Origin of the sequence: Vibrio nitrifigilis (genome assembly GCF_015686695.1) — a bacterium.
Taxonomy (GTDB): Bacteria; Pseudomonadota; Gammaproteobacteria; order Enterobacterales; family Vibrionaceae; genus Vibrio; species Vibrio nitrifigilis.
This window is the reverse complement of the sequence record NZ_JADPMR010000001.1, coordinates 400,878-427,781: the sequence shown is the minus strand read 5'-3', so window position 1 is coordinate 427,781 and position 26,904 is coordinate 400,878. Positions and strand designations below refer to the sequence as shown.

Sequence of the window (26,904 nt, the reverse complement as noted above, 5' to 3'; positions counted from 1 at the left end):
ACGGATATAAACCTATTACAGGTCCCTCTGACCCGTGGCCGTACAGTAAACACCCTACACTTATAATGATTTCCTGGCGGCCACAAATACCTTTCTCATTCCTTTATTCATTAGCCATTTCATCATGCAAACCTAAGCGCGGTGCTTGTAAAACCAATGTGGCGTATGTTCTAACTTGGTGCGCTAATGCCTCATGCCATTGCGGCCAAATACGCTGAATATACGGATTATTACCTTCCCCTACACTCATGTAGCCATCATTAAAACTGTCGGCCATTTTTTTGTGGGATTTATCTTCATCATCAACCCATTTGCCACGAGAAAAACCCGCTTCAATACTCGCTAGCGCGGTCTTTGGAAAATAAGGTAACGGCTCGGTCAATCCTTGATAAAACAGTCTGACTAGTTCATTCAATAAAGACAGAGCCACTTGCGATGATTCCAGTGGAGCAAACGATTGATGGACAACCCCTTCTTTACGGTCGTAACCAATCAAGTGCGTTGGCTTATGAATACCAGAAACCGATAAACACAAATGATCAATCCATGCAGCCAAGATATCTTGTGAACGAATACTGCCACTGCGGTAGCGCACTAAACCCGATTGATAAACTTGTGTTAACCACCCCACCAGCACGACTGGCTTACCTTCTCCGAGAACATCAAGCTGAACATTCACTTCCGCATCCTCTAATGGCGATTGACACAAAAAGCGAATTCGTTGGGCTAACTCTTGTGTTTGCACCCGGTTGGTTTCCAGTTCTAACGTACCAAAAGCCCCTACGGGTAACTTACCTTGAGCTCGCTGCTGTTTAGCGAAATGCTCAATGGCTTGCTGCTGCTCTGTGTCACTTTCACACTCTAATAAAACACCCAACAATTCATCGCGCAATTGGTAACTGGCTAACCCTCCTAAAGCAAACGGCTCATCATCTTCCATTACCGCTTGCGGCATTTCAAACTGCACTTTCAAGCGTCGATTGAAAAAGTACTGCACGGGTAAACGCCAAAACCGTTGCAGCTCTACTAGGTCTAATTCGAGAGGAAAACTTGCATCCAATAAGTAATCATCCAAAGCGAGATTAAATTGCCCGGCGGCTTGTCCTTGCCTTAACGCCGCCGGAGCCCATTCGCGTGCATAACTGCCATCTTGCAAAAAGCTATTCGGACTAAATGGCACCATCGCGTGGTGCTGAACAAGGTGACGAGAGACATTTCGTGCCGACTCATCGTTCTCCAACGTTTCATCACCCACTAAGGCATAATTTTGCCCACAATATTCAAGTAATTCACTCACCAGTACTGAAGGTACACGTTCGGTGTTGTCTTGAATCGAACGTCCCACATAGCTGATGTACAAAATATGCTGGGCTGAAAGCATTGCCTCTAAGAACAGGTAACGGTCATCATCTCGGCGAGAACGATCACCTGGACGAGTTCGATTATTCATTAAATCAAACCCTTCAGGCGGCATAGAGCGCGGATAGACGCCATCATTCATACCAAGCAGGCACACAACGTCAAATGGGATTGAGCGCATTGGCATCAAGGTACAAAAGTTCACTTGCCCAGCTAAAAACCGCTGGCTAACTCGTGTGCCCGACAGTTTATCGGTTAGATACTGCGTGATAATAATCGGCGCGATATCCTGCTCATATTGAGCATCAATCAACTGTTCTTTAAGCTGCGCCAACGTATCCCGTATAGATTGCAGCGCGATCTCTCCCTCTAAATCAACCGCAAAAAAATCGTTGAGCATTTGAGTCAAATGTTCACGCCAAGATTCTATTGATTGCGTTTGATTTAATTTCTGGCGGTAGTCACTGACCGTTTCGATGAAGTGAGCTAACTTACCCGCCAACTCGGCACTCATACCCTGCACTTCATTGTAAGGGGCTAACGCAACCTGCTGATGCTCATAAAGATCGACACTTGGTGGCATCGCATAACCTAATAGCATCCGTGTGATACCAAACTGCCATGTATTTTGATCGGTTTCCGGTAAATCAAACTCTTGGGCAGTGGAAGCATTCAATCCCCAACGAATGCCAGACTCTTCGATCCAACATTTGGCAATATCAAATTCGTCCTCATCCAACTCAAAACGCGCCATCATGGCTGGCGTTTCTAACATTTCGAGTAATTCAGAGGCTAAACAACGAGACTGTGGTAGTTGAATCAATTGCAAAAATGCGTTCAGTAACGGACTTTCTTGATCGGCAGTACGGTCTGATATCGAATAAGGGATAAAACGTTCGCCCGGTGCGTTACCAAACACCGCCTGAATATAGGGGCTATAGGCATTAATATCCGATACCATAACGATAATATCGCGCGGTTTTAACTTGGGATTACGATCAAACATAGCCAACATTTGATCGTGTAATACTTCCACTTCCCGCATAGGGCTATGGCAAGAGTGGAAAGTGACAGAACGGTCGTCAGTCGTTAATAACAGTTTATGTTCACTGCTATCGATAATTTGATCATTTTGATGCTCTTCAAGATTCAGAATATCGGCTTGCAAATGATGGAGTAAATTATCACGGTCAAGATCAATGAACAGTTGGTGCTCATCATTTTCACTTTGTGATAAGAGGTACAAATTATCTCGCCCTAATTTTCCCATTGAAGCCAGTAAACTGTTCCCGACCGCTCCAGCAGTATGCAGTTCATCTTCGATATAATCATCAAGCGAGCCTTTTAAGGGCGATACCTCTTCCAGCACATCTATCGATTGAGCTTGTAAAATAAGCTTTTTACGCCGTTGACTCTCAACCCGAGCCAAATATTTACGATCGCGAATATCCCCCCAATAATGCTGACAAGGATTGGTAAACATAAGATGCACATCGATGTGTTCACCCAACGCTTTAAGCGCTTCTAAATATCGAGGAGGTAATGAAGAAATACCAAAAATAAACAACCTCTTCGGAAGTTTACTCAGATCCACAGCCCCTTGAGCTAGCGCTTCAATAAAGCGATCATAGAGGTTAGCACGATGATAATGAGATTGACCGAGGGACAAGGTGTATTGGTACAGCTCTCGCCATAAAATCGGCTGCCAAGGTTGTTCATCACCAATTTCATCCACGATATCACCTTGCTCCCAAGCTGCAATCCAGTCTGGGCGATATACAAGATAACCATCGAAGATATCGGCGATTTTTTCCGCTAATTGATAACACTTAGATTGGTCGACATCCCCTTGCAGGTAACGCTGCAAAGGCGCAAATTCGTCTTGGTCGAGTAAACTTGGCAAACACTCCATTAATTTCCAAGTCATGGCTTCTTTATTAAACGCACTGCGACTTGGCACATCAGGCAGCACCCGAGTAAACATTTCCCAAATAAACGTCGCGGGGAGTGGAAACGTAAGGTTCGCCGCCACACCAAGCTCCTGCGCTAACGCCATTTTCAACCATTGCGACATACCAGGGCTTTGCACCAATATTTGCTCAGCCTCAAAAGGGTTCGCTAAAGGATCATTTTTGATTAGATGAACCAAGAGAATTTTTAGGGTATCGACTTTATTGGAATGATAAATGGTAAACACAATGCGCACAGCCATTTCAAAATTAAACTCTGTTGAGAGTAACATAACTGACTACCACCAAAGAGCAAATTCACCGCTTTACAGCTCAAAGGATGAAGAAAGCAGCAATATTGAATTCTCATTCTTCACTTGCACTTTGTTTGGCTTTTCCTAATTATTAGACATATTCGTTCAGCAAGACTTAACTTATTTATGGCCGCCCATATTTCTCTCAAGCAGTTACGTGTTTTCACCACCATCACACAACTAAAGACCATCACCGCAGCTGCCGAAAAACTCTTCTTATCCAAAGCCGCGGTGAGCATGGCGCTGTCAGAACTGGAAAAACAGTTAGGCCACGATATGTTTGACCGCGTGAACAACCGTTTAATCCTCAACCAAGAAGGGCAAAAACTGCTCCCCTTTGCTGATGAGCTACTTGGCCGCATGGATGAACTTGATCAAGTTTTTAACGACGAGCAAACGCTATCTGGTCAATTGCATATTGGCGCCAGTGATACGATAGGTAACCAAGTCGCGCCGTATCTATTAAGTGAGTTTCGCGAGCAATACCAGCACAATGCCCAAAGCTTGTTTATTTCCAACTCTGCACTGATTTGTAAAAAACTGGTCGACTATGAACTGGATATTGGCTTAATAGAAGGAAAAACCCAGCATCCACAATTAATGAGTCGTCAATTTAGCCAAGATGAAATGTGTATTATTTGTTCACCCATTCATCCATTAGCGCAACAAGATAAAATTGCGGTCAGCGAATTAGAAAACAGTGAATGGATTTTACGTGAGGCAGGCTCGGGGTCACGCGAGTTTTTCTTACGTACTGTAGCTCCGCGCATAGAACAATGGCATGAAGCCTTCGAGCTCAATACCACAGAAGCGATCATTAATAGTGTCTCGGCAAATTTGGGCTTTGCCTGTTTGTCACGCCTTGCTGCTCACGCTGCCGTGGCGGACCGCCGAGTTCACATTTTAAATATTCCTTTAGATATGAAGCGTCGCTTTTGGATTCTAGTTCATAAAGAAAAATACCAAAGCCCATTATTGAAACACTTTATTCACTTTTGTCATCAATGGGATAGTGAATAGTGCAACGCCTGCCTGCGTGTTATCTCACTTTACCAACAGTCACTAGACTTATTAGTAAACCTGCTGTATAAATAGACAGTAATTTTATGAGCAAACTAATAGAGGATTAACCATGGCTGTCATCGTTAAGTACGTGGTGGAACGCAACGGAGAAGAGAAAATGACCTTTACCTCAAAAGCCGAAGCTGACGCTTATGACAAAATGCTGGATATGGCGGATGAGCTTTTTGAGTTGCTAGGTAAAAGTGAATTAATAGAGCAGGAAGACAAGCAAGAAGAACTGGCCATGTTCCTTGCGCAAAATAAAGAAGACGTGCTTTATGCTCTCGGTGCAAAACGTAAACCAACGCCGAAAAAACCAAAAGCAGTAAAAGAAGAAAAACCAGCGGTAGACGACGCAGCGTAACCTCTCTTTTTTCTTTCGCTATATCATCAGTCTCAAATCACTGAGACATTAATACCTAACCGTTGCCATCGCAGCGGTTTTTTCATTTAAAACAGCCAACTTCCGCCTAAAGATACATATCGATAAAAAGACAAAGGGTATCGTCTAACCGACGTCTTACACTTTTGCCCTTTCTTCTGCGGAAAACTCTCTTTAAGATGGCTCTCAACAAATCAAATCACCGTGGCTCGGCTCAACCCACGAGTGCTGGAATAACAAATTAAATAAATGGAGACTCCTTATGGCTCACTTTGCAATTGGCTTTGGTAGCGCAACAAAAAACCGTGATGGAAAAATCATTGAAGCATTTTTCCCAACGCCAATCCTAAATCCAAGCGACAAACTGGTTGCAGAACTAACAGCAGCAACCGATTATGCTGAAGGTAATCAAGCGGTTGAAGTAGCGGCAGAACAAGCATCGGCTATCGCAGCAGTATTTGCAGCAAACGATCAGGCAGCAAGCGCAACATTTGCAGAAAAAGCAGCTGCTTCATCTCAACCTCTTGTACTCGTTATTTTGGCGACGGATGAACAGCCAACAAGCGTTGCTGAAGGTTTCCTAAAACTTCAACTTATCTCACACCGCCTAGTACAACCTCACGGTACTGTGCTTGATGGCATCTTCGGTCTTCTACACAACATTGCATGGACTAACGAAGGTCCAATCGATCTACCTGAATTGGCAGACCGTCAAATCGAAGCTCGTCTAGCAGGCCGTGCACTGTCTGTCGATTGTGTTGATAAATTCCCTAAAATGGTTGATTACGTGGTACCAACGGGTACTCGTATTGCTGACACGTCTCGTGTACGTTTGGGTGCTCACGTGGGCGAAGGCACAACCGTTATGCACGAAGGTTTCATTAACTTCAATGCAGGTACAACAGGTGTAAGCATGGTTGAAGGTCGTATCTCTGCTGGTGTTATGGTCGGCAATGGTTCAGACATCGGCGGCGGCGCATCTATCATGGGTACGCTATCTGGTGGCGGTAAAGTCGTTGTATCTATCGGCGAAAACTCACTGCTTGGCGCAAACGCAGGTCTTGGTTTCCCTCTAGGTGACCGTTGTACTGTTGAATCAGGTCTTTATGTAACAGCGGGTACAAAAGTACGCATGCTAGATAAAGAAGGAAAAGAAGTAGAAATTGTAAAAGCACGTGACCTAGCAGGGGTTTCTGATCTACTATTCCGCCGTAATTCACAAACTGGTCAAGTTGAGTGCCTAGCAAACAAATCAGCAGTTGAACTAAACAGCGCGCTACACAGCAACAACTAATCAGCAGTTGAACTAAACAGCGCGCTACACAGCAACAACTAATCAGGCCAGAGTTTTAAAATTATCTTTTAAAACATGCTATTGATGGAAGGCTAGCACCTAAGTGCTAGCCTTTTTCCTATATCCGTCATATGGCATATTTTGTGCTTATAGTTATACCCAAATGACCTCAAGATGCAGGATTCAGAGCTTCATCAACGAGCCTAGGTCAAGCTCAATCACGGCAGGAATGGTCATTCCCTTTTAACGTGATTGGGCGTAGAAATAGGTTTGTTGATGAGCTCCCAAAGGGCGAGTTTTATTCGCTCCTAGGCTGTGTTACTGATTTTCAACGTAGAATGACTATGTCTTCAAATCAGTGCCTTGCCTAAGAGCGAATACATTCTCGCTGAAACAGCATCTTGAGGTTACTTGGGTATATATTATTTAGCACTTTAATCACTACACCTGCTTTGATGAAAAACAAGGGGATTGCATGCACCGCTTTATTCAGCAACTACCTAAGGTAGAACTGCATCTACATATCGAAGGTTCACTAGAGCCTGAATTGATGTTTGAACTGGCTCAGCGTAACCAGGTAGACATACCCTTCACTTCACCACAGGAAGTGCGCGATGCCTATCAGTTTACTAACTTACAAGACTTCCTAGATATCTATTATCAAGGTGCAAACGTACTTCTCCATGAGCAAGACTTTTACGATCTGACTTGGGCTTATTTACTGCGCTGTAAAGAAGACAATGTTATTCATACAGAAATCTTCTTTGATCCACAAACGCATACTGCGCGTGGTGTGGCTTTTGAAACCGTGATTGAAGGAATCAGTAAAGCGCTAGACCAAGGCAAAAAGGAACTGGGGATCTCTAGCCAGATCATCATGTGTTTCTTACGCCATCTCAGCGAAGAAGACGCCATCAAAACACTTGAACAAGCATTACCATACAAAGACAAAATCATTGGTGTGGGTCTCGACTCTTCTGAACAAGGTCATCCACCAGAAAAATTTACTGAAGTTTTCCGCCAAGCTCATGAGGCCGGATTTTTAGCCGTTGCCCACGCAGGTGAAGAAGGCCCAGCAATGAATATTCGTAATGCCATCGATATTCTCGGTGTCCACCGTGTCGATCATGGGGTTCGCTGTGTTGAAGATAAAGCATTAGTCACTGAATTGGCTGAAACGCGCATGCCACTCACCGTTTGCCCACTGTCAAATCTCAAGTTAAAAGTGTTTGAAGAGATGGAAGAACACAACATCGTGGAACTACTGCGTCAAGGATTGTGCGTCACCATCAACTCCGATGACCCCGCCTACTTTGGTGGCTACATGACCGACAACTTCAATGCCGTTGCAGATGCGCATCCAATGAGCCATGAAGAGCTAGCACAATTTACGCTTAATGCGATTGAAGCAAGCTTCATTGCTGATCAAGAAAAACAGCAAATGAAGAACACGGTGCACAAATTCTTAACCATTCATGGCTAATTCCTAAGAGAGTCTCGGCTCTCTTTTTCTGTCTATGCGTGAATGATTTAAGTAAGCTACAACAAAAAGCAGTATCTCAACGAGATACTGCTTTTTAAAAGAAAAATTATATCTATTTGATATATTTAACTTATTCCCAAACTTGTTTCGCTACTTCTTGAACCAGTTTGATTTTCGCCCACTGTTCTTCTTCAGTCAGAGCATTACCTTCTTCAGTAGAAGCAAAACCACACTGAGTACTTAAGTAAAGACGTTCTAAAGGAACGTATTGAGAGGCTTCTTTAATACGAGCCACAATCGTCGCTGCATCTTCTAGCTCTGGAATTTTAGAAGAAACCAATCCGAGAACGACTTTTTTATCACCCGTTACTTCAGCAAGTGGAGAAAAATCACCTGCGCGGTCAGTATCAAACTCTAGGTAGTAGGCATCAACATTTTCACGACCAAATAAAACTTTAGCAACTGGAGCGTAACCGCCACTTGCAGCCCAGTGAGAACGGTAGTTACCACGACATACGTGAGTCGTTACAGTTAAACCTTCCGGTGCGTTCTCGATAGCTTTGTTGTTTACTGTTAGATAAGCTTCTGCTGCATCAGCAACGCGAGTTTCATGGGATAGCTCATGAGAAGCGCCACATCCGCATGCACTTGCTTCTGATAATGGTGTATCTGCTGCGCCTTTTGCTGCGAATTTAGGGTCAACAAGCATGCCCCAAGTACAGTCATCAATTTGTACGTTAGTACAACCTGCCGCTGCTAGCTCTTTAAAGAACGTTTGGTATGCTTTAGCAATATCTTCGATAAGTTCATTTTCATCAGCATAAACTGCTTTGGTTGTTTCCTGATTTTCAGAACGTTGAAGTTCCGCAAGAAATTGTGCTGGCGCAGGAACAGTCAAACGAGGAAGAACGTTTTCATCCGCTAAGTCAGCCAAGAACTTGAAGTGCTCAATGAATGGGTGATTTTCACCGGATAATTTACCAGTTAGGCGAGCACTGTCTGCACGGGTTACCATATTCACGAATTGGTAGCCTTTATTTAGTTCATGGTGTTCAACACCGTTTAGACCCCACATAAAATCTAAGTGCCAGTATGAGCGACGGAATTCACCATCGGTAATCACTTTCAAGCCTAGTGATTTTTGTTTTTCGACTAATTCAGTGATGGCCTTGTCTTCAATCGCTTTTAGCTGAGCGGCATCAATATCACCGTTTTCAAATTGGCGACGCGCATCATGGAGATATTGAGGGCGTAGGTAACTACCGACAACGTCGGCATGGAAAGGTGCTTTAAGCTGAGATTGAGGCATTGTATTTCTCCCTGAATTTGTAGGAATTCTTTAGTTCCGTTTCATAATACTCAGAGACGTATAGATGGCCAAATGAAAAAACTTCATATTGAATAATATGAAAATTCAATTGCACCTAATTTAATATTATTATTAAAAATCATTTAATATTAATTAGTTATACATAAAATACAGACTGAATTTTTATAATAAGGACTGGCATGAAACCGTGCCTGTCCTTATTTTTTATTTATTTTGGATCACGACGCAAGCGATCTGTTTCTGCTTTCCAAAACCAATAATCTGTTGGAGCGCAGCTTTACCAACAGGCACGTAGCCAGATGCCATCACATCATTTTCTGTTTCAGAGTGAGGATCGTGAAAGAAAAAAAACTTCTCACTCATGCCACTTAAAATAATCCAATGCGGTTCCTTTTTACCATCAAACCGATAAGTACTAATCAGTAGTAATACGCAAGCACCTTGCCTTATCCACTGTTCAAATTGCGCTTGGGTTGGTGGAGCATCAATCATATGGGTATCTGAGTGCTCTAACTGATGGCAAAAGTCTTGATGAACGATTTCTATCACTGCTTTTTTATTCTCATCCCGCACACTATCAATAAACGGGATCCCTCTCGATTGACTCCAAAGCTCGACATGATAACCACGACGAGATGCAGCTAACGCTAAACCATGACCACTACACCCTCCATGTCCAGCAGCCATAAAGATCGTTGTCGCCTCACGCCACAGTTGCAACTCTTCAGTTCGGCTAGGTTCATACTCTGGATTCAAGCACCCAAAACTCATTAAAAGACATGCAGCACCACAAGTAAAAGGGGTCGTTTGCACATACAAAGGCATATTGAGCATGACTTTGGGTTCTGTTGGAGTTAAGCGCTTTTGTAACCGACGGCCATCACACAGATCGTCGTAGTAATGAATCAGTAGCTTGAATGTCTGATAGCCTAATTTTTCATATAAATTTATCGCAGCAGTATTGTCTTCTCGCACTTCTAGTCTTAATGTAGTCGAGCCTTGATCAAGAGCAGCACGCTCGCATTGCTCCAGTAATTTTTGAGCAATCCCCCGGCCTCTGAAATCAGGTGTTACGGCAATCGAATATAACCTTGAAAGCTGTGTACCTTGATGAAATAGTAGTAATGCATAACCCGCTAATTGCTCGCCGGAATCCGCAACAAAGAGAATGGCATGAGGGGATTGCAAAAAGCGCTTCATTTGGCGGGGAGAAATTCTATCTCCATCAAACAGCGCCAGCTCTAATGCATTAAGCGCAGTGAGGTCAGTACTCTTCGCATGACGAAAGTCCATACGATGTCCTTAGGTGGTTAGCAAGATTGCGCATCAATCATAGATCCAATGCAACAGGAAACCTATAGTTATGGCTAACCTTTTAATCGTGACCGATAAAGTCAGTGACTGGCAGCAATATTTCCCTTCTGAACAAGTTGTTAGTGTCGATCAATATCTCAACTCTGATTGGAAACACAATCACAAAAGTATTCAAGTTGTTAACTTGTGTCGCGATTACGGTTATATGAGCAGCGGCTACTACTGCTCTTTAATGGCGGAAGCGCGGGGTCACCGTGTTATTCCACGAGTAATGGCAATTAATGACATCAACCAACCGCTTTTACTTTCATCTGATTTAATCAAAATTCATAAATTATGTAGTGAAGAAGATCCTATCCGCTGCAAAATTTACTTTGGCCGTACCCAACATAAAGGTTTGGAAAAACTCGCAAGATTGTTATTTGAACAATTCATGGTGCCCGTGATCGAACTTGAAGTCGGTACGCTTGACGGACATTGGCAAATCAAGAAAGTAGCGCCATTTCCATTTCAGGATCTACAAGGTCAGGAAGAAGACTTCTTCATTGAATCGCTGGAAATGTTCTCAAGTAAGGTATGGCGTCGCCCTAAACAGGATAAAAAATATCGCTACGATATTGCTATGTTGGTGGATGAAGAAGAAAAAATGCCACCTTCTGATAAGTCAGCACTAAAACGATTTCGCCGTGCAGCCAATCGTTTAGGCATGAATTTAGAAGTTATTTCTCCCGATGATGGCTCACGTCTTGGTGAGTTTGATGCACTATTTATTCGTGCAACAACCAGCATCAGTAACTACACTTACCGTTTTGCGAAAAAAGCAGAAAAAATGGGATTAATTGTGATGGATGATCCTGAATCCATTATGAAATGTACCAATAAAGTCTTCCTCACAGAGCTACTCCAGCGTAACCAAGTTCCTGCACCTAACAGTGTCATATTGCAGAGCTTTGATCCTGATTGGAAAGAGCACTTGTTGGAAGTATTGGATTTCCCATTGGTATTAAAAATTCCAGATGGCGCATTTTCACGTGGGGTAGTGAAAGTAAAAACCGTTGAAGAACTGGAAACTGAAGCGGACAAACTATTTAGCAAAAGCGCGTTGATTTTGGCGCAAGCCTTTATGCCAACTGACTACGACTGGCGTATTGGTATTTTAAACCGTCATCCAATTTTTGCCTGTAAATACATGATGAGTCGTGGTCACTGGCAAATATACCAACACTTTAATAGTGGCCGGGTAAGTTCGGGCGGTTTTGAAAGCTTTGATATGAAGCAAGTACCCAAAGCGGTAGTTGATACTGCATTAAAAGCAGCAAACTTAATTGGTGGTGGTCTCTATGGTGTTGACCTAAAAGAGATAGATGGTCAAGTTTATGTCATAGAGGTTAACGACAACCCAAGTATCGACCATACTGTAGAAGACGGCTTCTTAGGCGATCTCCTTTATGACCGCATCATGACCGAGTTCCTACGCCGTATTCAGCTGCGAGGATTGTAACCCCAAAGTACAGCTTCTTTGATTGAAGCTGTGCCTACTTATCTCAAGGAGATTGCATGGATTTTCTACTTGATCACTGGCAATTTAACGAAACCAATGCACAGCGTGATATTTTAAGCCCAGAGAGTATTGAACCGAATCATTGGTATCACTGTATGCGTGATGAACATGCCGTTCGTCCTTGGCTAGAAAAGAATCAAGTACCGACATCAATCATTGATAGTTTACTTGCCGAAGATACTCGGCCTCTATTTGAAGAGTATGAAGATAACCATTTCTTACTGATTTTACGTGGTGTCAACCTCAATCAGAATGCCAATCCAGAAGACATGTTGAGTATTCGTTTACTCTATGTAAATGGTGCCATTATTTCTACTCGCCGGATCCCTTCTAAAACCGTCGCGACCATTCGTGAAAAATTGGAAAATCAAAAAGGCCCTAATAATTTGGCCGATTTGGTCATGAATATCATCGATGGATTAAATCGTAATATTGATAACTACCTAGATACGATTGAAGATAAGATCGATAAATTTGATGAAGAGCTAGAGCTAAGCGAAGAGTTAATGCAAACGCATAAAGCCTTACTAAAAATTAAACGGTTTATTAAACCTCAGCAATATGCCATTGACGACTATTTCAATTCGAACATTCCTCTGTCTGAATCTAAGCAGTTACGCCTTCGTCACAGCGTTAATACCATCGTAAGAATTAATGAAAATTTAGATTTTTTCTTGAGTGAACTGGACATTATTAAAGGTGAATTGCGCCAATATCACGCAGAAAAAATGAACCAAAACACCTATTTATTTTCGGTTATCGCTGCGATCTTCTTACCTACCAGTTTCTTAACGGGCTTGCTAGGGGTTAATGTGGGAGGTATTCCCGGCACAGAATCCCCGATTGCGTTTACCTTGTTTTGCCTTGGATTAGTGGTTATTTTTGGTCTTGAATTTTTCATTCTGAGTCGATTAAAATTTTTCAGTCAATCTTAGAATCCGCTGTTACCCAGTCTGCAGGATGCAATCAGGGTCGTTTTAAGGAGTATTTATGTATATTTTCGGCTACGGTAGTTTAATTAACGCCTCCTCACGTCAGTTAACCGGTCAAACCGGAGACGCTATCCCTGTTGTTGCAAAGGGGCTAGTACGTTATTGGGGAAAGATTGACGATAGCTATATCATGTCACCACTGATAGTCAATCAAGGGGAGGGAGAAGTCAGCGGTGTCTTGCTGCAAGTTGATGATAATGAGTTACCTAATTTCGACCGTCGTGAAGCTGGCTATCAACGTATACAAATCAATGCTAATCAAATAGAAACCGAATGTTCATTCGATACTGCTCAACCTATCTGGGTTTATGTGACTGATAATTATCAACAACCTTGCTCAAATAGCCCTATTGTACAAAGTTATGTCGACACGGTTATTGCTGGGTGTTTGGATATATCAGAGCAGTTTGCTCGCCACTTTATTGAGCACACCGTTGGGTGGCATTGTCCTTATGAAAATGATCGACAAGCACCGAAGTATCAAAGAGTGGCAGGTGTTAAACCACATCACCAAGTATCGATCGATAAGTTACTGACCCCAGTATTCGCGCTTTCTTAACCCATCAAGATAAAAAACCTCAGTTTAGTGAACTGAGGTTTTTATCCATCGACCCGTTTACCCGTTATTTAAATTGATAAATGGTAGAGAATTGATACGTTTGTCCCGGCTCTAACCAGCATTCGTCATGAGGCCAATCAGAACGGTTGGGAGAATCTGGCAAATATTGCGTTTCTAAAGCAACACCTTGGTAGTTTTGATAATGCCCCCCAGTTCTACTTGGAGTGCCTTCTAGCCAGTTACCGGTATAAAGCTGAATAGCAGGTTTATTCGTGAATACATTCATGGTTATTGCTTTGTCAGCAGACAACACAGTAGCAACCGGTGTATCTAATGATGGACTGCCTAAGTAATAGCTATGGTCATAGCCATTGACTAATTTCTGTTGTTCTTCCTTGAGTAAGCAAGCCCCTATTTTTTCACCGTGTCTAAAGTCAAAAGCCGTTCCCTCAACCGGCACTAAACCTTGTTGCAAAGGAATGCCTAAGTTATCAGTGGGTAAGTAACTATCCGCTTTAATCGTTAACGTATCCTGCAAAACATCCGTGCCCGAATCTGCCCCCATCAAATTAAAATACGCGTGATTGGTTAAATTAATAGGTGTGGTGGCATCGGTCGTCGCGGTGTAATCAATCAAAACCTGATTATCATCGGTTAACGTGAAAGTCACTGTTGCTTCAACATTACCTGGAAAACCTTGGTCTCCATCTGGAGATGACATAGAAAATACAACTTTTTGCGCCTGCTGATCTTTAATAGCCCAACGCAAATGACTCCACCCTTGAACGCCACCATGCAGACAATGCTGAGCTTGATTCGCTGTCAGGTGATAGCTTTTACCGTTAAGTTCAAATTGAGAATTAGTAATACGGTTTGCATAACGACCGACAGTCGCACCTAAGAAACTGGTTTGTTTCTTAAAGCCTTCCATGTCACCGACGCCGAGTAAAACCTGACGTATTTCGCCTTTTACCGGTACTTCACAACTTAACCATGTGGCACCAATATCCATAAACACAAGCTGCATACCATTTGCATTAGTAAGCGCAATTAATTGGGCTGGTTGACCGTCATAAGCCGGCTGTTCTGCCATCGATGTCAGTAATGTTTGACTCATTATTCATGTCTCCTTCCCAACATAACGTGACTAATTTATCCCTATCCTTCGCAGGTTTGACATTCACCGCGTCAAAACCCAGACAATGTCTTTTGAAGTGATTGGTATATATAAGTTTTATCGCTTGTTGGTGCTTAAATTAGTTGTGGCCCGAAGTCTAACAACGTGAGTGATTTAGGGTCTGTGATCAATCCTTCAAAGTGTAAACGTTTCCAAAACAGTAAAATAAGACTTCAATAACATTACGTCAGACTTTAGTCGTAAATTTGCCAATGTTTGAAGTCATGCCCAAATACTTAAAAAAGCGCAATCATCTTGAAAGCGTTACAAATGGTCACAGTTTTTTGTTTCCCTTTGAGCAAAACTGAAATAGTTCAAATAACCACCAACGGGACAACAGACTACACTAAACAGAGGTGTTTAATCAGGAGAGCACAATGGGGGCATTATGGAAAGGATGAGCAATAATGACGCGCTGAGTAATACTAGCTTCTCAGCCACATTGAATCATCAGCTTGCTGATATTCATTATCAAATCCGTGCTCATATTCCTAATGTTGACCGACTCTCTTTCGCGTTATACGACCGCGATACAGATATCCTGAAAACTTATGCTGACAGCGCTGCAAATGGAACAGAATTAAGTCAGCACTCTGCATACTTAAAAAATCTTCCCACATTACAATCTTGTGCGAAAACAGGTGAAAGACGTGTCGTTAATAATATCGAACAGCGGTTTTCTTCTCATTCTCATCACACCAAATGGCTGCTTGGACGCGGCTATCACTCTTCGTTAGCAGTACCTGTATATAGCCAACACCATTTCATCGGTATACTGTTTATCGATTCGCATCTTGAAGATTTTTTCACGGAAGTGATCGTCAGTGCTCTAAATGAATATATCGACATCCTACTGATCTCTATTATTTCCGAATATGAGCTCGTACATGCTTTGTTGGATTCGACTCGAAATCATCACCTATCATCACCTCGTCATTGGTCCGCGGGAGCTGCACACCGTGAACGGATCTGGAGAATGACACAAATCATCGCAAGAGATGTCGCTAATGCTTTCGAACTCAGTGATGAAGATATTGAAAACATTACCCAATTTTCTCGTTATCACGATATTGGTAAGCTATCTATCCCTTATAACGTGCTCTCATCAACAGAAGAACTGACACCAGCACAGCGCAGACTTATCGATGAACATATCGAACACGGCGTACAGTTTGTGGAGCAAATTATCGAGCAGCTTAATCACCCCAACCACCATTGTGTAAACCTACTCAGAGAAATCGTTGCCTATCATCACGAATATTTAGATGGTAGTGGCTACCCTTATCATCTGCATGGTAATGACATTCCTCCTTCAGCACGCATTATTGCTGTCGCTAATATTTTTGATGCACTAACCAGCCATCATCCACATAAACAAGGCTGCTCAACGATTTACGCTCTGCTAGAGCTAGAAAAGATGGTCAACCAAGGAAAACTAGACTGGCATTGTGTCAACGCCCTACGGGAACACCAAGACGAGCTAGATGATATTATTCGCCATAACCCTGGGAAAGATCCTTGTATATCATTAATTAATTAGGATGAACTACACTTAGCTGAAATCTATCCCAAATTAGCCCGACTGACTCTTTCCGTTATGTAGGAGTATGAAATGCGGACACAGGATGACAAATCACCACGCTGTACTCTGCCGCCCCCCAATGAGTTGCTTCTTAATTGGGCGAGAGTCCGGCCAAATGATGTTTACTTGAGACAAATAAAGCGGCGAAAATTTAAAGAATACACATATATCCAAGTGGCCGAGCAAGCGCTAAGATTAGTCACGGCACTGCGAGATTTAGGTGCGCAACCCGGAGATAAAATATCCATTATTTCAAAGAATTGTGCTGAATGGTTTATCTGCGATATCGCCTTCATGTTAGGTGACTTTATCAGCGTTCCTCTCTTTCCAACCGCCAATTCACAAACTATCGAGTACTGTCTTACCCATAGTGATTGCCGCTTCGTTATTGCTGGCAAACTGGATGACTCATCCGCAGTTCAACAAGTTTTTCAAGATATGAGTGATTTGACGACGATCGCTCTCCCCTATGATTCAGCACCACCTTGCCAATATCATTTCGATTACCTCATTAGTCATTATCCACCCAGTAAAGAACGCCCAATCCATCATGATGACAAAGTCATGTCTTTAGTTTATACCTCTGGCACGTCTGGTATTCCGAAAGGCGCAATATTAACCTATGGGGCCTACTCATGGTCAGTCAAACAGATCGTTGACCATATCGGTATTCATTCACAAGATACCCTATTTTCCTACCTCCCTTTGGCGCACATTACCGAACGAGTATATATTTTGGGCTCTTCTATCATGGTCGGTATCCCAACTGCCTTTCCTGAATCATTAGACACCTTCATTGATGATGTCAAAATGCAGCGCCCAACCTTATTTATTTCCGTGCCTCGACTTTGGCAACTATTTCAACAACGAATTCAAGACAAACTCTCTGATAAGCTATTGAAAACACTGCTCTCAATTCCTTTCATAAAAAGAGTAATTCAGCGCAAAGTCATCCATGGATTAGGGTTAGAAAATGCCCGAGTGCTTGGCTGTGGGTCAGCGCCAGTCTCACCATCTCTATTACAATGGTATAACCGGCTTGGGTTGGAAATTACCGAAGCCTGGGGAATGACTGAAACCTTTGGTTATAGCACTCTAAATTATCCGTTTTGCGAAAATAAAATAGGAACAGTTGGAAGAGCCGGGCCGGGGATTGAACTTAAAATCGCAGAAGATGGAGAAGTATTAGTCAAAAGTTCTGGTTTATTCGCTGGCTATTACCATAGTCAAGAAGAGACTCGAGCTATGTTTACTGACTATGGCTGGCTTAAAACCGGAGACATTGGTGAAATAGATGAATCCGGATATCTCACATTATTAGGCAGGAAAAAAGATAGCTTTAAAACAGCAAAAGGTAAGTTTGTTGCACCAGTTCCGATTGAAAAACGTCTTTATGAACATAGTCGAGTGGAGATGCTTTGCTTGATAGGTTCTGGGATGACGAGCCCATTACTTCTTGTCGTTCCACATCAATTTCCTCACTTTGATAAACAGCGGTATGAGAAAGCAACACAGAGAATTATTGATCATATTAATCAAGACTTGGAGCCTCATGCGAAAATCAAGCGCGTATTGATGGTTAAGGAACCATGGAGTATTGAAAATGGTATTTTGACTCCCACACTAAAAATCAAACGCTTTGAACTAGAAAAAAAATACCACGGCCTTGAAGAACATTGGCCAGACAACCAACTGATTCACTGGGAATAAAAAAGACGCCATATAGACGTCTTTCACAATATTCAACGCTTGTCTGCGCTAACTGTTTTACAACGAAATCCAATTAGAACTAATCACGGCAATGGCTGCACTCGCCACTGCCCAGAGCGTTAGTATACCAAAAGCATTTTTCACGGTATCACGTAAAGAAGGTGAATGGGTTATTACACTGACTTCACTATGACTCGCTACATGTTCATAATTATTCATTTAATCTCTCTCACTGCTGTTTTAATCACCAATCACAGTACAATATATAGATATAAATGTGACACATATCAAGTTTTATTTGATGACAAATTTTCATATACAGATAAAAACTAGATATATACCCAAATGACTTCTATATGCAGGATTCAGAGCTTCATCAACAAGCATAAAAAAAGCCCCTATCAAGGGGCTTTTTATCAAATACAGTTCAAAGAACTATTATTTGTTAGCGTTACGCTCTTTAACTTCTGCGATAACTTTTTCAGCAACGTTTGCTGGACAAGCTGCGTAGTGATCGAATTCCATAGAGAATTGACCACGGCCAGAAGTGATAGTACGTAGGTGACCGATGTAGCCGAACATTTCAGATAGTGGAACGTCTGCTTTAATACGAACACCAGTCGCGCCAGCTTCTTGGTTTTTGATCATACCACGACGACGGTTCAAGTCACCGATTACATCACCAACGTTATCTTCAGGAGAGAATACGTCAACGTGCATGATTGGCTCTAGAAGCTGAGGACCTGCTTTAGGCATAGACTGACGGAATGCACCTTTCGCTGCGATTTCGTAAGCGATTGCTGAAGAGTCAACTGCGTGGAAACCACCGTCGAACAGTTCAACTTCAACGTCTAGTACAGGGAAGCCTGCTAGAGGGCCTTCAAGCATCATGCTGCCGAAGCCTTTCTCAACTGCTGGCCAGAATTCTTTCGGTACGTTACCACCAACAACTGTTGAAGAGAACGAGAAGCCAGAGTTTTGCTCACCTGGTTTGATACGGTAGTCAATTTTCGCGAACTGACCTGAACCACCAGACTGTTTCTTATGCGTGTAGCTATCTTCAACAGGTTGAGTGATAGTTTCACGGTAAGCAACTTGTGGAGCACCCACTTCTAGTTCAACGCCGTAAGTACGTTTAAGGATGTCCACTTTGATGTCTAGGTGAAGTTCACCCATACCTTTCAGGATAGTTTCACCTGAATCTTCATCAGTCTCAACTTGGAATGATGGATCTTCTGCAACCATTTTACCGATCGCGATACCCATTTTCTCAGTTGAACCTTTGTCTTTAGGTTTCACTGCGATTGAGATTACTGGAGTTGGGAATACCATTGGCTCCAAAGTAACTTTATCTTTAGGATCACATAGAGTGTGACCAGTTTGAACGTTCTTCATACCAACGATAGCGATGATGTCGCCCGCTTGAGCAGTAGTCAGTTCTTTACGATCGTCAGCTTGCATTTCAACCATACGACCAACACGTTCAGTTTTACCAGTAAACGCGTTAAGGACGGTGTCGCCTTTGTTCAATTTACCAGAGTAAATACGAACGAAAGTTAGTGCGCCGAAACGGTCATCCATGATTTTGAATGCTAGCGCTTTGAATGTTTCGTCAGCAGAAACGATAGCGTGTTCGCCAGTTTCGTTGCCTTCTTCATCCATTAGCGGCTGTGGCTCAACTTCAGTTGGAGCTGGTAGGTAATCGACAACAGCGTCAAGTACTAGTTGAACACCTTTGTTTTTGAACGCAGAACCACAGTAAGTTGGGAAGAACGCTAGGTCACGAGTACCTTTACGGATACAACGTTTGATGTCTTCGATTGAAGGCTCTTCGCCATCCATGTAAGCCATCATTAGTTCGTCGTCTTGCTCAACTGCAGTTTCGATTAGCTCTTCACGGTATTGCTCAACGTCATCTACCATGTCAGCTGGAACTTCTTTGATTTCGTAGTTTTCAGGAAGACCAGTGTCATCCCATACGAACGCTTGGCGGCTAAGAACGTCAACAACACCCACGAAATCTTCTTCGATACCGATAGGTAGAGTCATTACTAGTGGAGTTGCAGCAAGAACGTTTTTAACTTGGTCAACAACGCGGTAGAAGTCTGCACCCATACGGTCCAGTTTGTTCACGAAGATGATACGTGATACTTCTGATTCGTTAGCGTAGCGCCAGTTAGTTTCAGATTGAGGTTCTACACCACCTGAACCACAGAATACACCGATACCACCGTCTAGAACTTTTAGAGAACGGTAAACTTCTACTGTGAAGTCAACGTGTCCTGGGGTGTCGATAACGTTTAAACGGTGACCTTTCCAGAAACATGATACTGCCGCAGATTGGATAGTAATACCACGTTCAGCTTCCTGTTCCATGAAGTCGGTAGTTGATTCACCGTCATGAACTTCACCAGTTTTGTGGATCATACCAGTTAGCTTTAGGATACGCTCAGTAGTGGTAGTTTTACCCGCATCAACGTGCGCGAAAATACCAATGTTTCTGTATTTCGATAAATCAGTAGTCATTGTCTTACTCTGTTAATAAGGTATAAAGTGCGCGCAGAGTATACCATAATCTATCTAGACTGATAGTCCTGCGTGCATATTCAAATAAAAAATTTACTGCTTGCGTTTTTAACCACTTGTTAAGAGTGCGAATAAGCATTTGAACATTTTATTACACCCTTAATAAGTCACTATTTTATATATAAAAATAAGTCCTATTTTATCGAACTCCATGACTAACTAACATGTTCCTTTACAAGCAGAACTTCAGCCAAGAATTATAGCTAATAACAAGATAGCCGCCATATTTGGCGGCTAGTTTTATGCATTTTCTTAGTGAAGGCACATACTATCTAAAGTTCATCAAAGGCTTCAATGGCTTCTGATAATTTTTTTACACCATGTATCTGCATACCTTCAATACCATGTTTAGGCATATTAGCAGCAGGAACAATTGCTTTGCGAAAGCCATGCTTAAACGCTTCATTCAGTCGTTCTTGCCCGCTCGGTACCGGACGAATCTCTCCAGCCAAGCCAACTTCACCAAACACGACCACATCTTTAGGAATACTACGATCTCGAAAACTCGACAATAACGCGATCACCAACGCTAAGTCGGCGCTGGTTTCGGTTACCTTTACCCCACCTACCACATTAACAAATACATCTTGGTCCGCCATTTGGAGTCCGCCATGCTTATGTAAAACCGCCAATAATAAAGAAAGGCGATTCTGTTCAAGACCAACCGCCACTCGGCGCGGGTTCGCCAATTGTGAATAGTCGACTAAGGCTTGAATTTCCACCAGCAAAGGGCGAGTTCCTTCCCACACCACCATCACAGAGCTGCCAGACGTTTCTTCTTCGCCACGAGATAGGAATATTGCAGAAGGGTTTTTTACCTCACGTAAACCCTGCCCTGTCATCGCGAACACACCAAGTTCGTTCACGGCACCAAAGCGGTTTTTATGACTACGTAAGGTACGAAAACGTGTGTCAGTACTGCCATCAAGTAACACTGAGCAATCAATAATGTGCTCAAGCACTTTAGGACCTGCCAAAGTGCCATCTTTGGTCACGTGACCAACAATAAAGACAGCGACATTATTTTGCTTTGCATAACGCGTTAATGCCGTCGCAGATTCCCTTACCTGCGAGACACTACCTGGTGAAGACTGAACATCAGAAACGTGCATCACTTGAATCGAATCAATCACCATTATTTTGGGTTGTTCTTTTTCTGCTATCTGACAAATCTTATCGACGTTCGTTTCCGAGAGCATTTTCAAATGCTCTTTGGGTAAACCTAAACGAGATGCTCGCATTGCCACCTGTTGCAGTGATTCTTCACCCGTGACATAAAGTGTTGGCATTTGTGATGACAAAAAACACATGGTTTGTAACAGTAATGTCGATTTACCTGCGCCAGGGTTACCGCCAATTAAGACAGCCGCGCCAGGCACAATCCCGCCACCGAGCACTCGATCGAATTCTTTAAAACCACTAGTAAAGCGCGGTACATCTTCTAAATCAATTTCCGACAGAATTTGAACTTTGGACTCACTGGCTCCAGCATAGCCACTCAAGCGTTCATTGCGAGCAACTTGTGGAGAGGCAGCTAAACGAACCTCTGTTATGGTATTCCAAGCACCACAAGCACTGCATTGTCCCTGCCAACGTGGAAAATCAGCCCCACATTCATTACACACATAAGCACGTTTTGCTTTAGCCATGAAACCTCAATAATTCTATTCAAAAAATGACAATTCTAGTCTAATCACCAATAATATACTTATTGCGTTATTAAGATGCGAGAATCAAAGTACCTTTGGACCAGTATATTTACAAAAATGGGCGATTTAATAGCCGCTGATTACAAGATGGATCGCGGAAAGACCGTTGTATCTAAAGATATAATGAAAACTGCCGATATTTTATTCAAACTATAACTCTGAAAGATATGTATGCAGCAATCAGACATTCTCTCCCTCGCTGAGCGGTTGATCCCCGCTTATCACTCAGGTGATTTAGATTATCTTCTTGATCAAATAACTCAAGGGGAAGGACCTTCCGCGAAGTTACTTGTGAAAATGGAACTAAATCGCATTATGGCCCCGTGTTCAAAGACCATCGATCTACGAGGCCGTGTCAGTGGAGATTGTCGAGAATACGAATTAGATGGAATTAAACATTGGTTCGATGATGTTGCGTTCAATGCCTACCATAAAAACATTCGTAAATATGGTGCTTATACAGAAGGTGTTTGGTCAGCGCTAAACAATACTCGCAATAACTTTCGTGTGATGCAAAAACATGGTGATAATCCCAAAGATTCGGAAACACAAAAGCCGTTATTTGAAGCTGAGCCGATTAAACTTGGCTACGATCTAAAGCGGGCAGAAAATCGTCTACGTATTAGCACGCAAATACAAATACACCTCAATAATAAACAGCAAATCATTCATGGGTTAAGTGTTGATTTATCAAGCTCAGGAGCTCGCCTAAAAGTACCGTCTTTTTTTGACTATAAATTAGGCGACACCATCACCATAAAATTTGTTGAGCTATTAAAAGATCATGACATCACAGAATTAGAGCAAGGTGTTGAGTATCGTATTCTCGCCGTTGATGACTCTTATGATAATGATGCGGTTAAGTTTCTGCGTGTTCTTAGACTAACAAAAACTGACGCGGTGGAACGAGTGATCGTTGAATCACTCAACTCAACTCGTAAAAAAGCCAAACATGATAATCAAGATAAAATAATTCGCGCTCGAACAAGGGCTTATGAGCATGCCTATTTAAAACACAGCTGCTCTCTCCCCTTGTTCTTCAGTGGTGATGAATTAAAACTGGTGCTGATTACTGAAAACAATTATCCACTTTGGCAGTATTGGCATGATGAACGCAACCAACAAGCACTAGGCACCCTTTTTAATAAAAGCAGAATGGAAAACTTGGTGCGGCCGGGTTTGCATGACAGCAACAATGTCCTTTATTCGTTTAAACACGAATACCAAGATAAAACTTTATTCTTTTCTATGATGATGCCAGAAGCAACGCCCGATCAGAGAAAGCTGTTTTGGCATATCGGTGCAAAACGAGATAGCTGGAAAGTCTTTCGTCTCTATGTATTTGAGCTATCAAAAGAAGAAAGAACACTTTTGGCAAGTCATAGCGATGAGCTTGCCCAACGATCTCGTAATCTTACTCACTACGGTGTATTGCAAGAGATCAGCGATATTGAGTCAGCTAAAGATTACTTATTTGTCGACAAACCGAATTTAACCTCAAAAGCCATTAACGAATTCTGCCATCCGAGAAAAGTCAAAGGAATGCCAATGAGTGTTTACTTTGATGCATTGTGTCGCCGGAAAGAACCTCGCTATCAATTTCAGACACCGCTCGATCTGGTAGACAATGAATCAGGAAAACACACTGGCTATACCGTCGATATATCGAAGCGTGGGTTAAGCATTATTGTCGAGGAGCCACTGAATTTACGGGTACAAGATATTGTTACTATCGATTTCAAAGAACTGAAACTGTATGACAAAACTCTGCCCTTAGACAAAGTGCCCTATCAGGTTATACGCGTTAGCCCTGAAGGACGACGTATTCAACTGATGTTGGAAGAGAATTCCCACACAATGAAGGTCATTGCTTTCTTTAGTAGTGTCATAAATCACAATCATCACAAATTAATTGAGAAGCCAGAACTTCTTCCATCACCACAATTACTAGAGAGTTTGCATAATATCTTGCTAGATAGGATGGTAAGTTCGCCGGTTTTTGTTGATAAAAGCTCACGTAACTTACGCCCTAAAATTGTTGGGGTGAACTTTCCGCTTCCCAAGCATATCGAGTTTTTATCTAAATTAGGCCAAGAAGGGAAACTCTCTTTAGACCCAATTTATAAAGGGCATACTAGCTCTTTATTAGCCAATCCGATGAAGAGAATTGAAGGCGTAGAACCGCAATTTAACGAAATATACATTTCTATACTTAAGTTTGGTTCACGCGTTAATTCGATAGAAACGCGCCTACGCAGCGATTTCACCAGTGCGCAGGAACGAATTGAGTTTTTGAAGAATGCCCAGAACATGGGCGAATTATTTATACTCCGCTTAGCATCTGCGCCGATATTTGATGCGTTCACTAAGCTTTCCGGTTCTGATCTTGATGAGCTCGCTCAAGTCAGTATTCCTAGTGCTGCTAGCATTGAAAAAGAAATTGGCGCGCTCGCGGGATACAGTGAAATCATTAACATCACAGATGAAGTTTTAGGGCGATTACAACTGATATAAGCAATTCATTTGGCCCATAATCTCTGAATCATTTTGAGGATGATTCAGAGATTCAATACTTAAAGTGACTATGGTTTTGCAACCCAAGAGAGCTTCTGCTGTTTCACTAAACCTGCCGATAAAATACATAACACCCCACCAAGGCCAATGTATTTTACTGAGGTTTGTGCCATCGCCTGCACTTTCGGTTTAGCATGATAAGCAATACCAAGCCCTGCAGCCCCCATCATCACAAGATCATTTGCACCATCACCAATCGCTACGGTGTTATGCGCTTCAATTTCATATTTTTCTGCCAGATCATTAAGAATATCAGCTTTCGTTTGGGCCGACACGACACCACCAAGCACTTTTCCAGTTAACTTGCCATCAACAATGTCTAAAACATTGGATTGTGCATGATCAAGCCCTAAGCGCTGCTTAAGATGATCAGAGAAGTAAGTAAACCCGCCAGATGCAATAGCAGTTTTCCAGCCAAATTGCTGCAGCGTCGTCACCATTTCACCAAGATCTGGCATAAATGGTAGACCTTCTCGTACCGTATCAAGAATACTTTGGTCAGCACCTTGGAGTTTGCCAACTCTCTGACGCAAACTTTGCTCGAAATCGAGTTCTCCTTGCATCGCACGTTCTGTCACAGCCGATACCTCAGCACCCACACCAGCTAATTTCGCAATTTCATCAATACATTCAATTTGAATAGCCGTTGAGTCCATATCCATCACAATCAATCCCGGTTGGTTCAAATCCGGAACATCATGAATGCGGGCGTACTCCAAATTCAATTCATCGAGAACGCGGGCCTTTCTATCGCTTAAAGTCCCAGCCATTAACGCAACTTCATAATGACCGACTTGCCATACTTCGAGAATGGCATTGTGCTCTCGAGTATAAAAATCGATATCAATAAAATGTTCGGGCGCCAAATGCTCACCAAACACAATCCAGTTCGCGTTTTTTCGCTCAATTTGCGCAGCAAAACGAGTCTCTGGAAAACGTTGAGTTAAAGATGGGTGTTTTTTTATCGGTAAAGTCTTAAAAGCGTCCATGTATACTATCCTTTATTGGGAGAACAGAACGTTACCCTATTGCAATTTAAAAACGCAAGTCCCAATATGGGCGAACTCTTAATTTTTTGATTAGGTGAAAAGCTTTATGAATGGCTCACTATTCTCTTTTCGCGTGGTGATTCGAGTGCTGGCTGTTGTTCTGGTAGCCGTGATGTTTATTGTAACCATCACTAACAGCGTCATTATCAGCAAAGGAAATGAGCGCATCCAAGCCAACCAATTAGAAACTTTGACCAAGGTTCTAATCACCCAAGCAGCAATGACCGCTAGTGATATGATAGCGGATCAAGACCAAGAACGCCTACTGGGGTTAACTAATCAGCTTGCCAAAGATCGGCTTGTCTTTGATGCCACAATTTATGATGCAGAGGGAGTTAAGCTTGCTTCCAGCGATAACGCGATGAGTGTTCGTGAAGTGCTTGGTTTAGACACACCGCTTCATACAGCCAGCATCGGGCGTCAACAATTGGTTGAGCCAGTTATGCATGATGGCGATATCATTGGTTTTGTTCGGATTACATTTGAAACTGGTAAAGTAACGGCAATTTCCGACCATCACTACCGCAAAAGCGATCGTTATATGTATTTAATGATTTTGATGAGCTTTATTAGTGGTGTACTCATTACACTATTACTGCGCAACCGCTCTAAGAGAATTCATCGCGGACAAAACTTATTGCTGCGTAATGCCTCTCAACAATGAACCACAAATAAACAAGCCTCGAAGTCAATACTCCGAGGCTTTCATTTATCTTAATCGTATCTCTAATACCCAAATAACCTATCATTTGGGTATATACCCAAATGACCTCGAGATGCAGGATTCAGAGCTTCATCAACGAGCCTAGGTCAAGCTCAATCACGGCAGGAATGGTCATTCCCTTTTAACGTGATTGGGCGTAGAAATAGGTTTGTTGATGAGCTCCCAAAGGGCGAGTTTTATTCGCTCCTAGGCTG

General features: G+C 42.5%; 18 protein-coding genes. 11 read left to right on the top strand and 7 right to left on the bottom strand.

Going from position 1 to position 26,904, the window contains the following annotated elements; translation table 11 throughout:
• Positions 1–103: 103 nt before the first annotated feature.
• Entirely contained in the window at positions 104–3,556 is a 3,453-nt protein-coding gene (gene recC / locus I1A42_RS01845; protein ID WP_196123761.1) for an exodeoxyribonuclease V subunit gamma, read from the bottom strand.
• Positions 3,557–3,748: 192 nt separating this feature from the next.
• Here recC and I1A42_RS01840 point away from each other — a divergent pair, with 192 nt between their 5' ends.
• The 4 genes from I1A42_RS01840 to I1A42_RS01825 all read left to right on the top strand — a co-directional run bounded on the left by I1A42_RS01840 (position 3,749) and on the right by I1A42_RS01825 (position 7,843).
• Positions 3,749–4,642: a LysR family transcriptional regulator gene (locus I1A42_RS01840; protein WP_161153036.1), complete on the top strand. Its 894-nt coding sequence runs from the start codon at positions 3,749–3,751 to the stop codon at positions 4,640–4,642.
• Positions 4,643–4,754: 112 nt separating this feature from the next.
• The gene (locus I1A42_RS01835) at positions 4,755–5,048 is read left to right on the top strand and encodes a YebG family protein (protein WP_161153037.1); all 294 of its coding nucleotides are present in this window, start codon (positions 4,755–4,757) and stop codon (positions 5,046–5,048) included.
• Positions 5,049–5,328: 280 nt separating this feature from the next.
• Complete coding sequence (gene dapD, locus I1A42_RS01830; RefSeq protein ID WP_161153038.1) at positions 5,329–6,360, top strand: 2,3,4,5-tetrahydropyridine-2,6-dicarboxylate N-succinyltransferase; 1,032 nt, start codon at positions 5,329–5,331, stop codon at positions 6,358–6,360.
• A 475-nt stretch (positions 6,361–6,835) separates the two neighbouring features.
• Positions 6,836–7,843, top strand: coding sequence for an adenosine deaminase (locus I1A42_RS01825; RefSeq protein ID WP_161153039.1), 1,008 nt, complete (start codon positions 6,836–6,838; stop codon positions 7,841–7,843).
• A 130-nt stretch (positions 7,844–7,973) separates the two neighbouring features.
• Here the strand turns inward: I1A42_RS01825 and I1A42_RS01820 are convergent, their stop codons facing one another.
• Both I1A42_RS01820 and I1A42_RS01815 read right to left on the bottom strand, forming a co-directional pair.
• Complete coding sequence (locus tag I1A42_RS01820) at positions 7,974–9,152, bottom strand: uroporphyrinogen decarboxylase/cobalamine-independent methonine synthase family protein (RefSeq protein ID WP_161153040.1); 1,179 nt, start codon at positions 9,150–9,152, stop codon at positions 7,974–7,976.
• A gap of 225 nt (positions 9,153–9,377) precedes the next feature.
• On the bottom strand, positions 9,378–10,466 hold the full coding sequence (locus tag I1A42_RS01815; RefSeq protein ID WP_161153041.1) for a GNAT family N-acetyltransferase/peptidase C39 family protein: 1,089 nt from the start codon (positions 10,464–10,466) through the stop codon (positions 9,378–9,380).
• Between the two features lie 70 nt (positions 10,467–10,536).
• On the opposite strand from I1A42_RS01815, the gene I1A42_RS01810 reads away from it, so the two are divergent.
• From I1A42_RS01810 to I1A42_RS01800, 3 genes are read left to right on the top strand one after another with little or no spacing between them, the layout of a single operon-like run.
• A complete protein-coding gene (locus I1A42_RS01810; protein ID WP_161153042.1) occupies positions 10,537–11,988 on the top strand; it encodes a RimK family protein in 1,452 nt (483 codons plus the stop codon).
• Between the two features lie 56 nt (positions 11,989–12,044).
• The gene (locus I1A42_RS01805) at positions 12,045–12,983 is read left to right on the top strand and encodes a zinc transporter ZntB (protein ID WP_161153043.1); all 939 of its coding nucleotides are present in this window, start codon (positions 12,045–12,047) and stop codon (positions 12,981–12,983) included.
• Between the two features lie 55 nt (positions 12,984–13,038).
• Positions 13,039–13,599, top strand: a complete 561-nt coding sequence (locus tag I1A42_RS01800) for a gamma-glutamylcyclotransferase family protein (protein ID WP_161153044.1) — start codon at positions 13,039–13,041, stop codon at positions 13,597–13,599.
• Positions 13,600–13,663: 64 nt separating this feature from the next.
• Here I1A42_RS01800 and galM read toward each other — a convergent pair whose 3' ends face one another.
• On the bottom strand, positions 13,664–14,716 hold the full coding sequence (gene galM, locus I1A42_RS01795; RefSeq protein ID WP_161153045.1) for a galactose-1-epimerase: 1,053 nt from the start codon (positions 14,714–14,716) through the stop codon (positions 13,664–13,666).
• 448 nt (positions 14,717–15,164) lie between these two features.
• Between galM and I1A42_RS01790 the strand changes: the two genes are divergently transcribed.
• Both I1A42_RS01790 and I1A42_RS01785 read left to right on the top strand, forming a co-directional pair.
• Entirely contained in the window at positions 15,165–16,316 is a 1,152-nt protein-coding gene (locus I1A42_RS01790; RefSeq protein ID WP_161153046.1) for an HD domain-containing phosphohydrolase, read from the top strand.
• A gap of 72 nt (positions 16,317–16,388) precedes the next feature.
• Positions 16,389–18,068, top strand: coding sequence for an AMP-binding protein (locus tag I1A42_RS01785; RefSeq protein WP_161153047.1), 1,680 nt, complete (start codon positions 16,389–16,391; stop codon positions 18,066–18,068).
• 438 nt (positions 18,069–18,506) lie between these two features.
• On the opposite strand, the gene fusA is transcribed toward I1A42_RS01785, so the two are convergent.
• Both fusA and radA read right to left on the bottom strand, forming a co-directional pair.
• On the bottom strand, positions 18,507–20,594 hold the full coding sequence (gene fusA / locus I1A42_RS01780) for an elongation factor G (RefSeq protein WP_161153048.1): 2,088 nt from the start codon (positions 20,592–20,594) through the stop codon (positions 18,507–18,509).
• A 332-nt stretch (positions 20,595–20,926) separates the two neighbouring features.
• Positions 20,927–22,303: a DNA repair protein RadA gene (radA, locus tag I1A42_RS01775; RefSeq protein WP_161153049.1), complete on the bottom strand. Its 1,377-nt coding sequence runs from the start codon at positions 22,301–22,303 to the stop codon at positions 20,927–20,929.
• A gap of 231 nt (positions 22,304–22,534) precedes the next feature.
• Here radA and I1A42_RS01770 point away from each other — a divergent pair, with 231 nt between their 5' ends.
• The gene (locus I1A42_RS01770) at positions 22,535–24,877 is read left to right on the top strand and encodes a PilZ domain-containing protein (RefSeq protein WP_161153050.1); all 2,343 of its coding nucleotides are present in this window, start codon (positions 22,535–22,537) and stop codon (positions 24,875–24,877) included.
• 68 nt (positions 24,878–24,945) lie between these two features.
• Here I1A42_RS01770 and serB read toward each other — a convergent pair whose 3' ends face one another.
• On the bottom strand, positions 24,946–25,926 hold the full coding sequence (gene serB / locus I1A42_RS01765; RefSeq protein ID WP_161153051.1) for a phosphoserine phosphatase: 981 nt from the start codon (positions 25,924–25,926) through the stop codon (positions 24,946–24,948).
• Between the two features lie 106 nt (positions 25,927–26,032).
• Between serB and I1A42_RS01760 the strand changes: the two genes are divergently transcribed.
• Positions 26,033–26,650 carry a YtjB family periplasmic protein gene (locus I1A42_RS01760; RefSeq protein WP_161153052.1) on the top strand — a complete coding sequence of 206 codons (618 nt, stop codon included), beginning with the start codon at positions 26,033–26,035 and terminating at the stop codon, positions 26,648–26,650.
• Positions 26,651–26,904 lie beyond the last annotated feature (254 nt).

What these genes read in the sequence shown, in the direction of transcription:
- I1A42_RS01790 (WP_161153046.1), top strand. Translation starts at nt 15,165, where the DNA reads ATGGAAAGGATGAGCAATAATGACGCGCTGAGTAATACTAGCTTCTCA.
- I1A42_RS01785 (WP_161153047.1), top strand. Translation starts at nt 16,389, where the DNA reads ATGCGGACACAGGATGACAAATCACCACGCTGTACTCTGCCGCCCCCC.
- I1A42_RS01840 (WP_161153036.1), top strand. Translation starts at nt 3,749, where the DNA reads ATGGCCGCCCATATTTCTCTCAAGCAGTTACGTGTTTTCACCACCATC.
- galM (WP_161153045.1), bottom strand. Translation starts at nt 14,716, where the DNA reads ATGAGTCAAACATTACTGACATCGATGGCAGAACAGCCGGCTTATGAC.
- I1A42_RS01810 (WP_161153042.1), top strand. Translation starts at nt 10,537, where the DNA reads ATGGCTAACCTTTTAATCGTGACCGATAAAGTCAGTGACTGGCAGCAA.
- I1A42_RS01760 (WP_161153052.1), top strand. Translation starts at nt 26,033, where the DNA reads ATGAATGGCTCACTATTCTCTTTTCGCGTGGTGATTCGAGTGCTGGCT.
- radA (WP_161153049.1), bottom strand. Translation starts at nt 22,303, where the DNA reads ATGGCTAAAGCAAAACGTGCTTATGTGTGTAATGAATGTGGGGCTGAT.
- fusA (WP_161153048.1), bottom strand. Translation starts at nt 20,594, where the DNA reads ATGACTACTGATTTATCGAAATACAGAAACATTGGTATTTTCGCGCAC.
- I1A42_RS01820 (WP_161153040.1), bottom strand. Translation starts at nt 9,152, where the DNA reads ATGCCTCAATCTCAGCTTAAAGCACCTTTCCATGCCGACGTTGTCGGT.
- I1A42_RS01835 (WP_161153037.1), top strand. Translation starts at nt 4,755, where the DNA reads ATGGCTGTCATCGTTAAGTACGTGGTGGAACGCAACGGAGAAGAGAAA.
- I1A42_RS01770 (WP_161153050.1), top strand. Translation starts at nt 22,535, where the DNA reads ATGCAGCAATCAGACATTCTCTCCCTCGCTGAGCGGTTGATCCCCGCT.
- I1A42_RS01815 (WP_161153041.1), bottom strand. Translation starts at nt 10,466, where the DNA reads ATGGACTTTCGTCATGCGAAGAGTACTGACCTCACTGCGCTTAATGCA.
- dapD (WP_161153038.1), top strand. Translation starts at nt 5,329, where the DNA reads ATGGCTCACTTTGCAATTGGCTTTGGTAGCGCAACAAAAAACCGTGAT.
- I1A42_RS01825 (WP_161153039.1), top strand. Translation starts at nt 6,836, where the DNA reads ATGCACCGCTTTATTCAGCAACTACCTAAGGTAGAACTGCATCTACAT.
- I1A42_RS01805 (WP_161153043.1), top strand. Translation starts at nt 12,045, where the DNA reads ATGGATTTTCTACTTGATCACTGGCAATTTAACGAAACCAATGCACAG.
- I1A42_RS01800 (WP_161153044.1), top strand. Translation starts at nt 13,039, where the DNA reads ATGTATATTTTCGGCTACGGTAGTTTAATTAACGCCTCCTCACGTCAG.
- serB (WP_161153051.1), bottom strand. Translation starts at nt 25,926, where the DNA reads ATGGACGCTTTTAAGACTTTACCGATAAAAAAACACCCATCTTTAACT.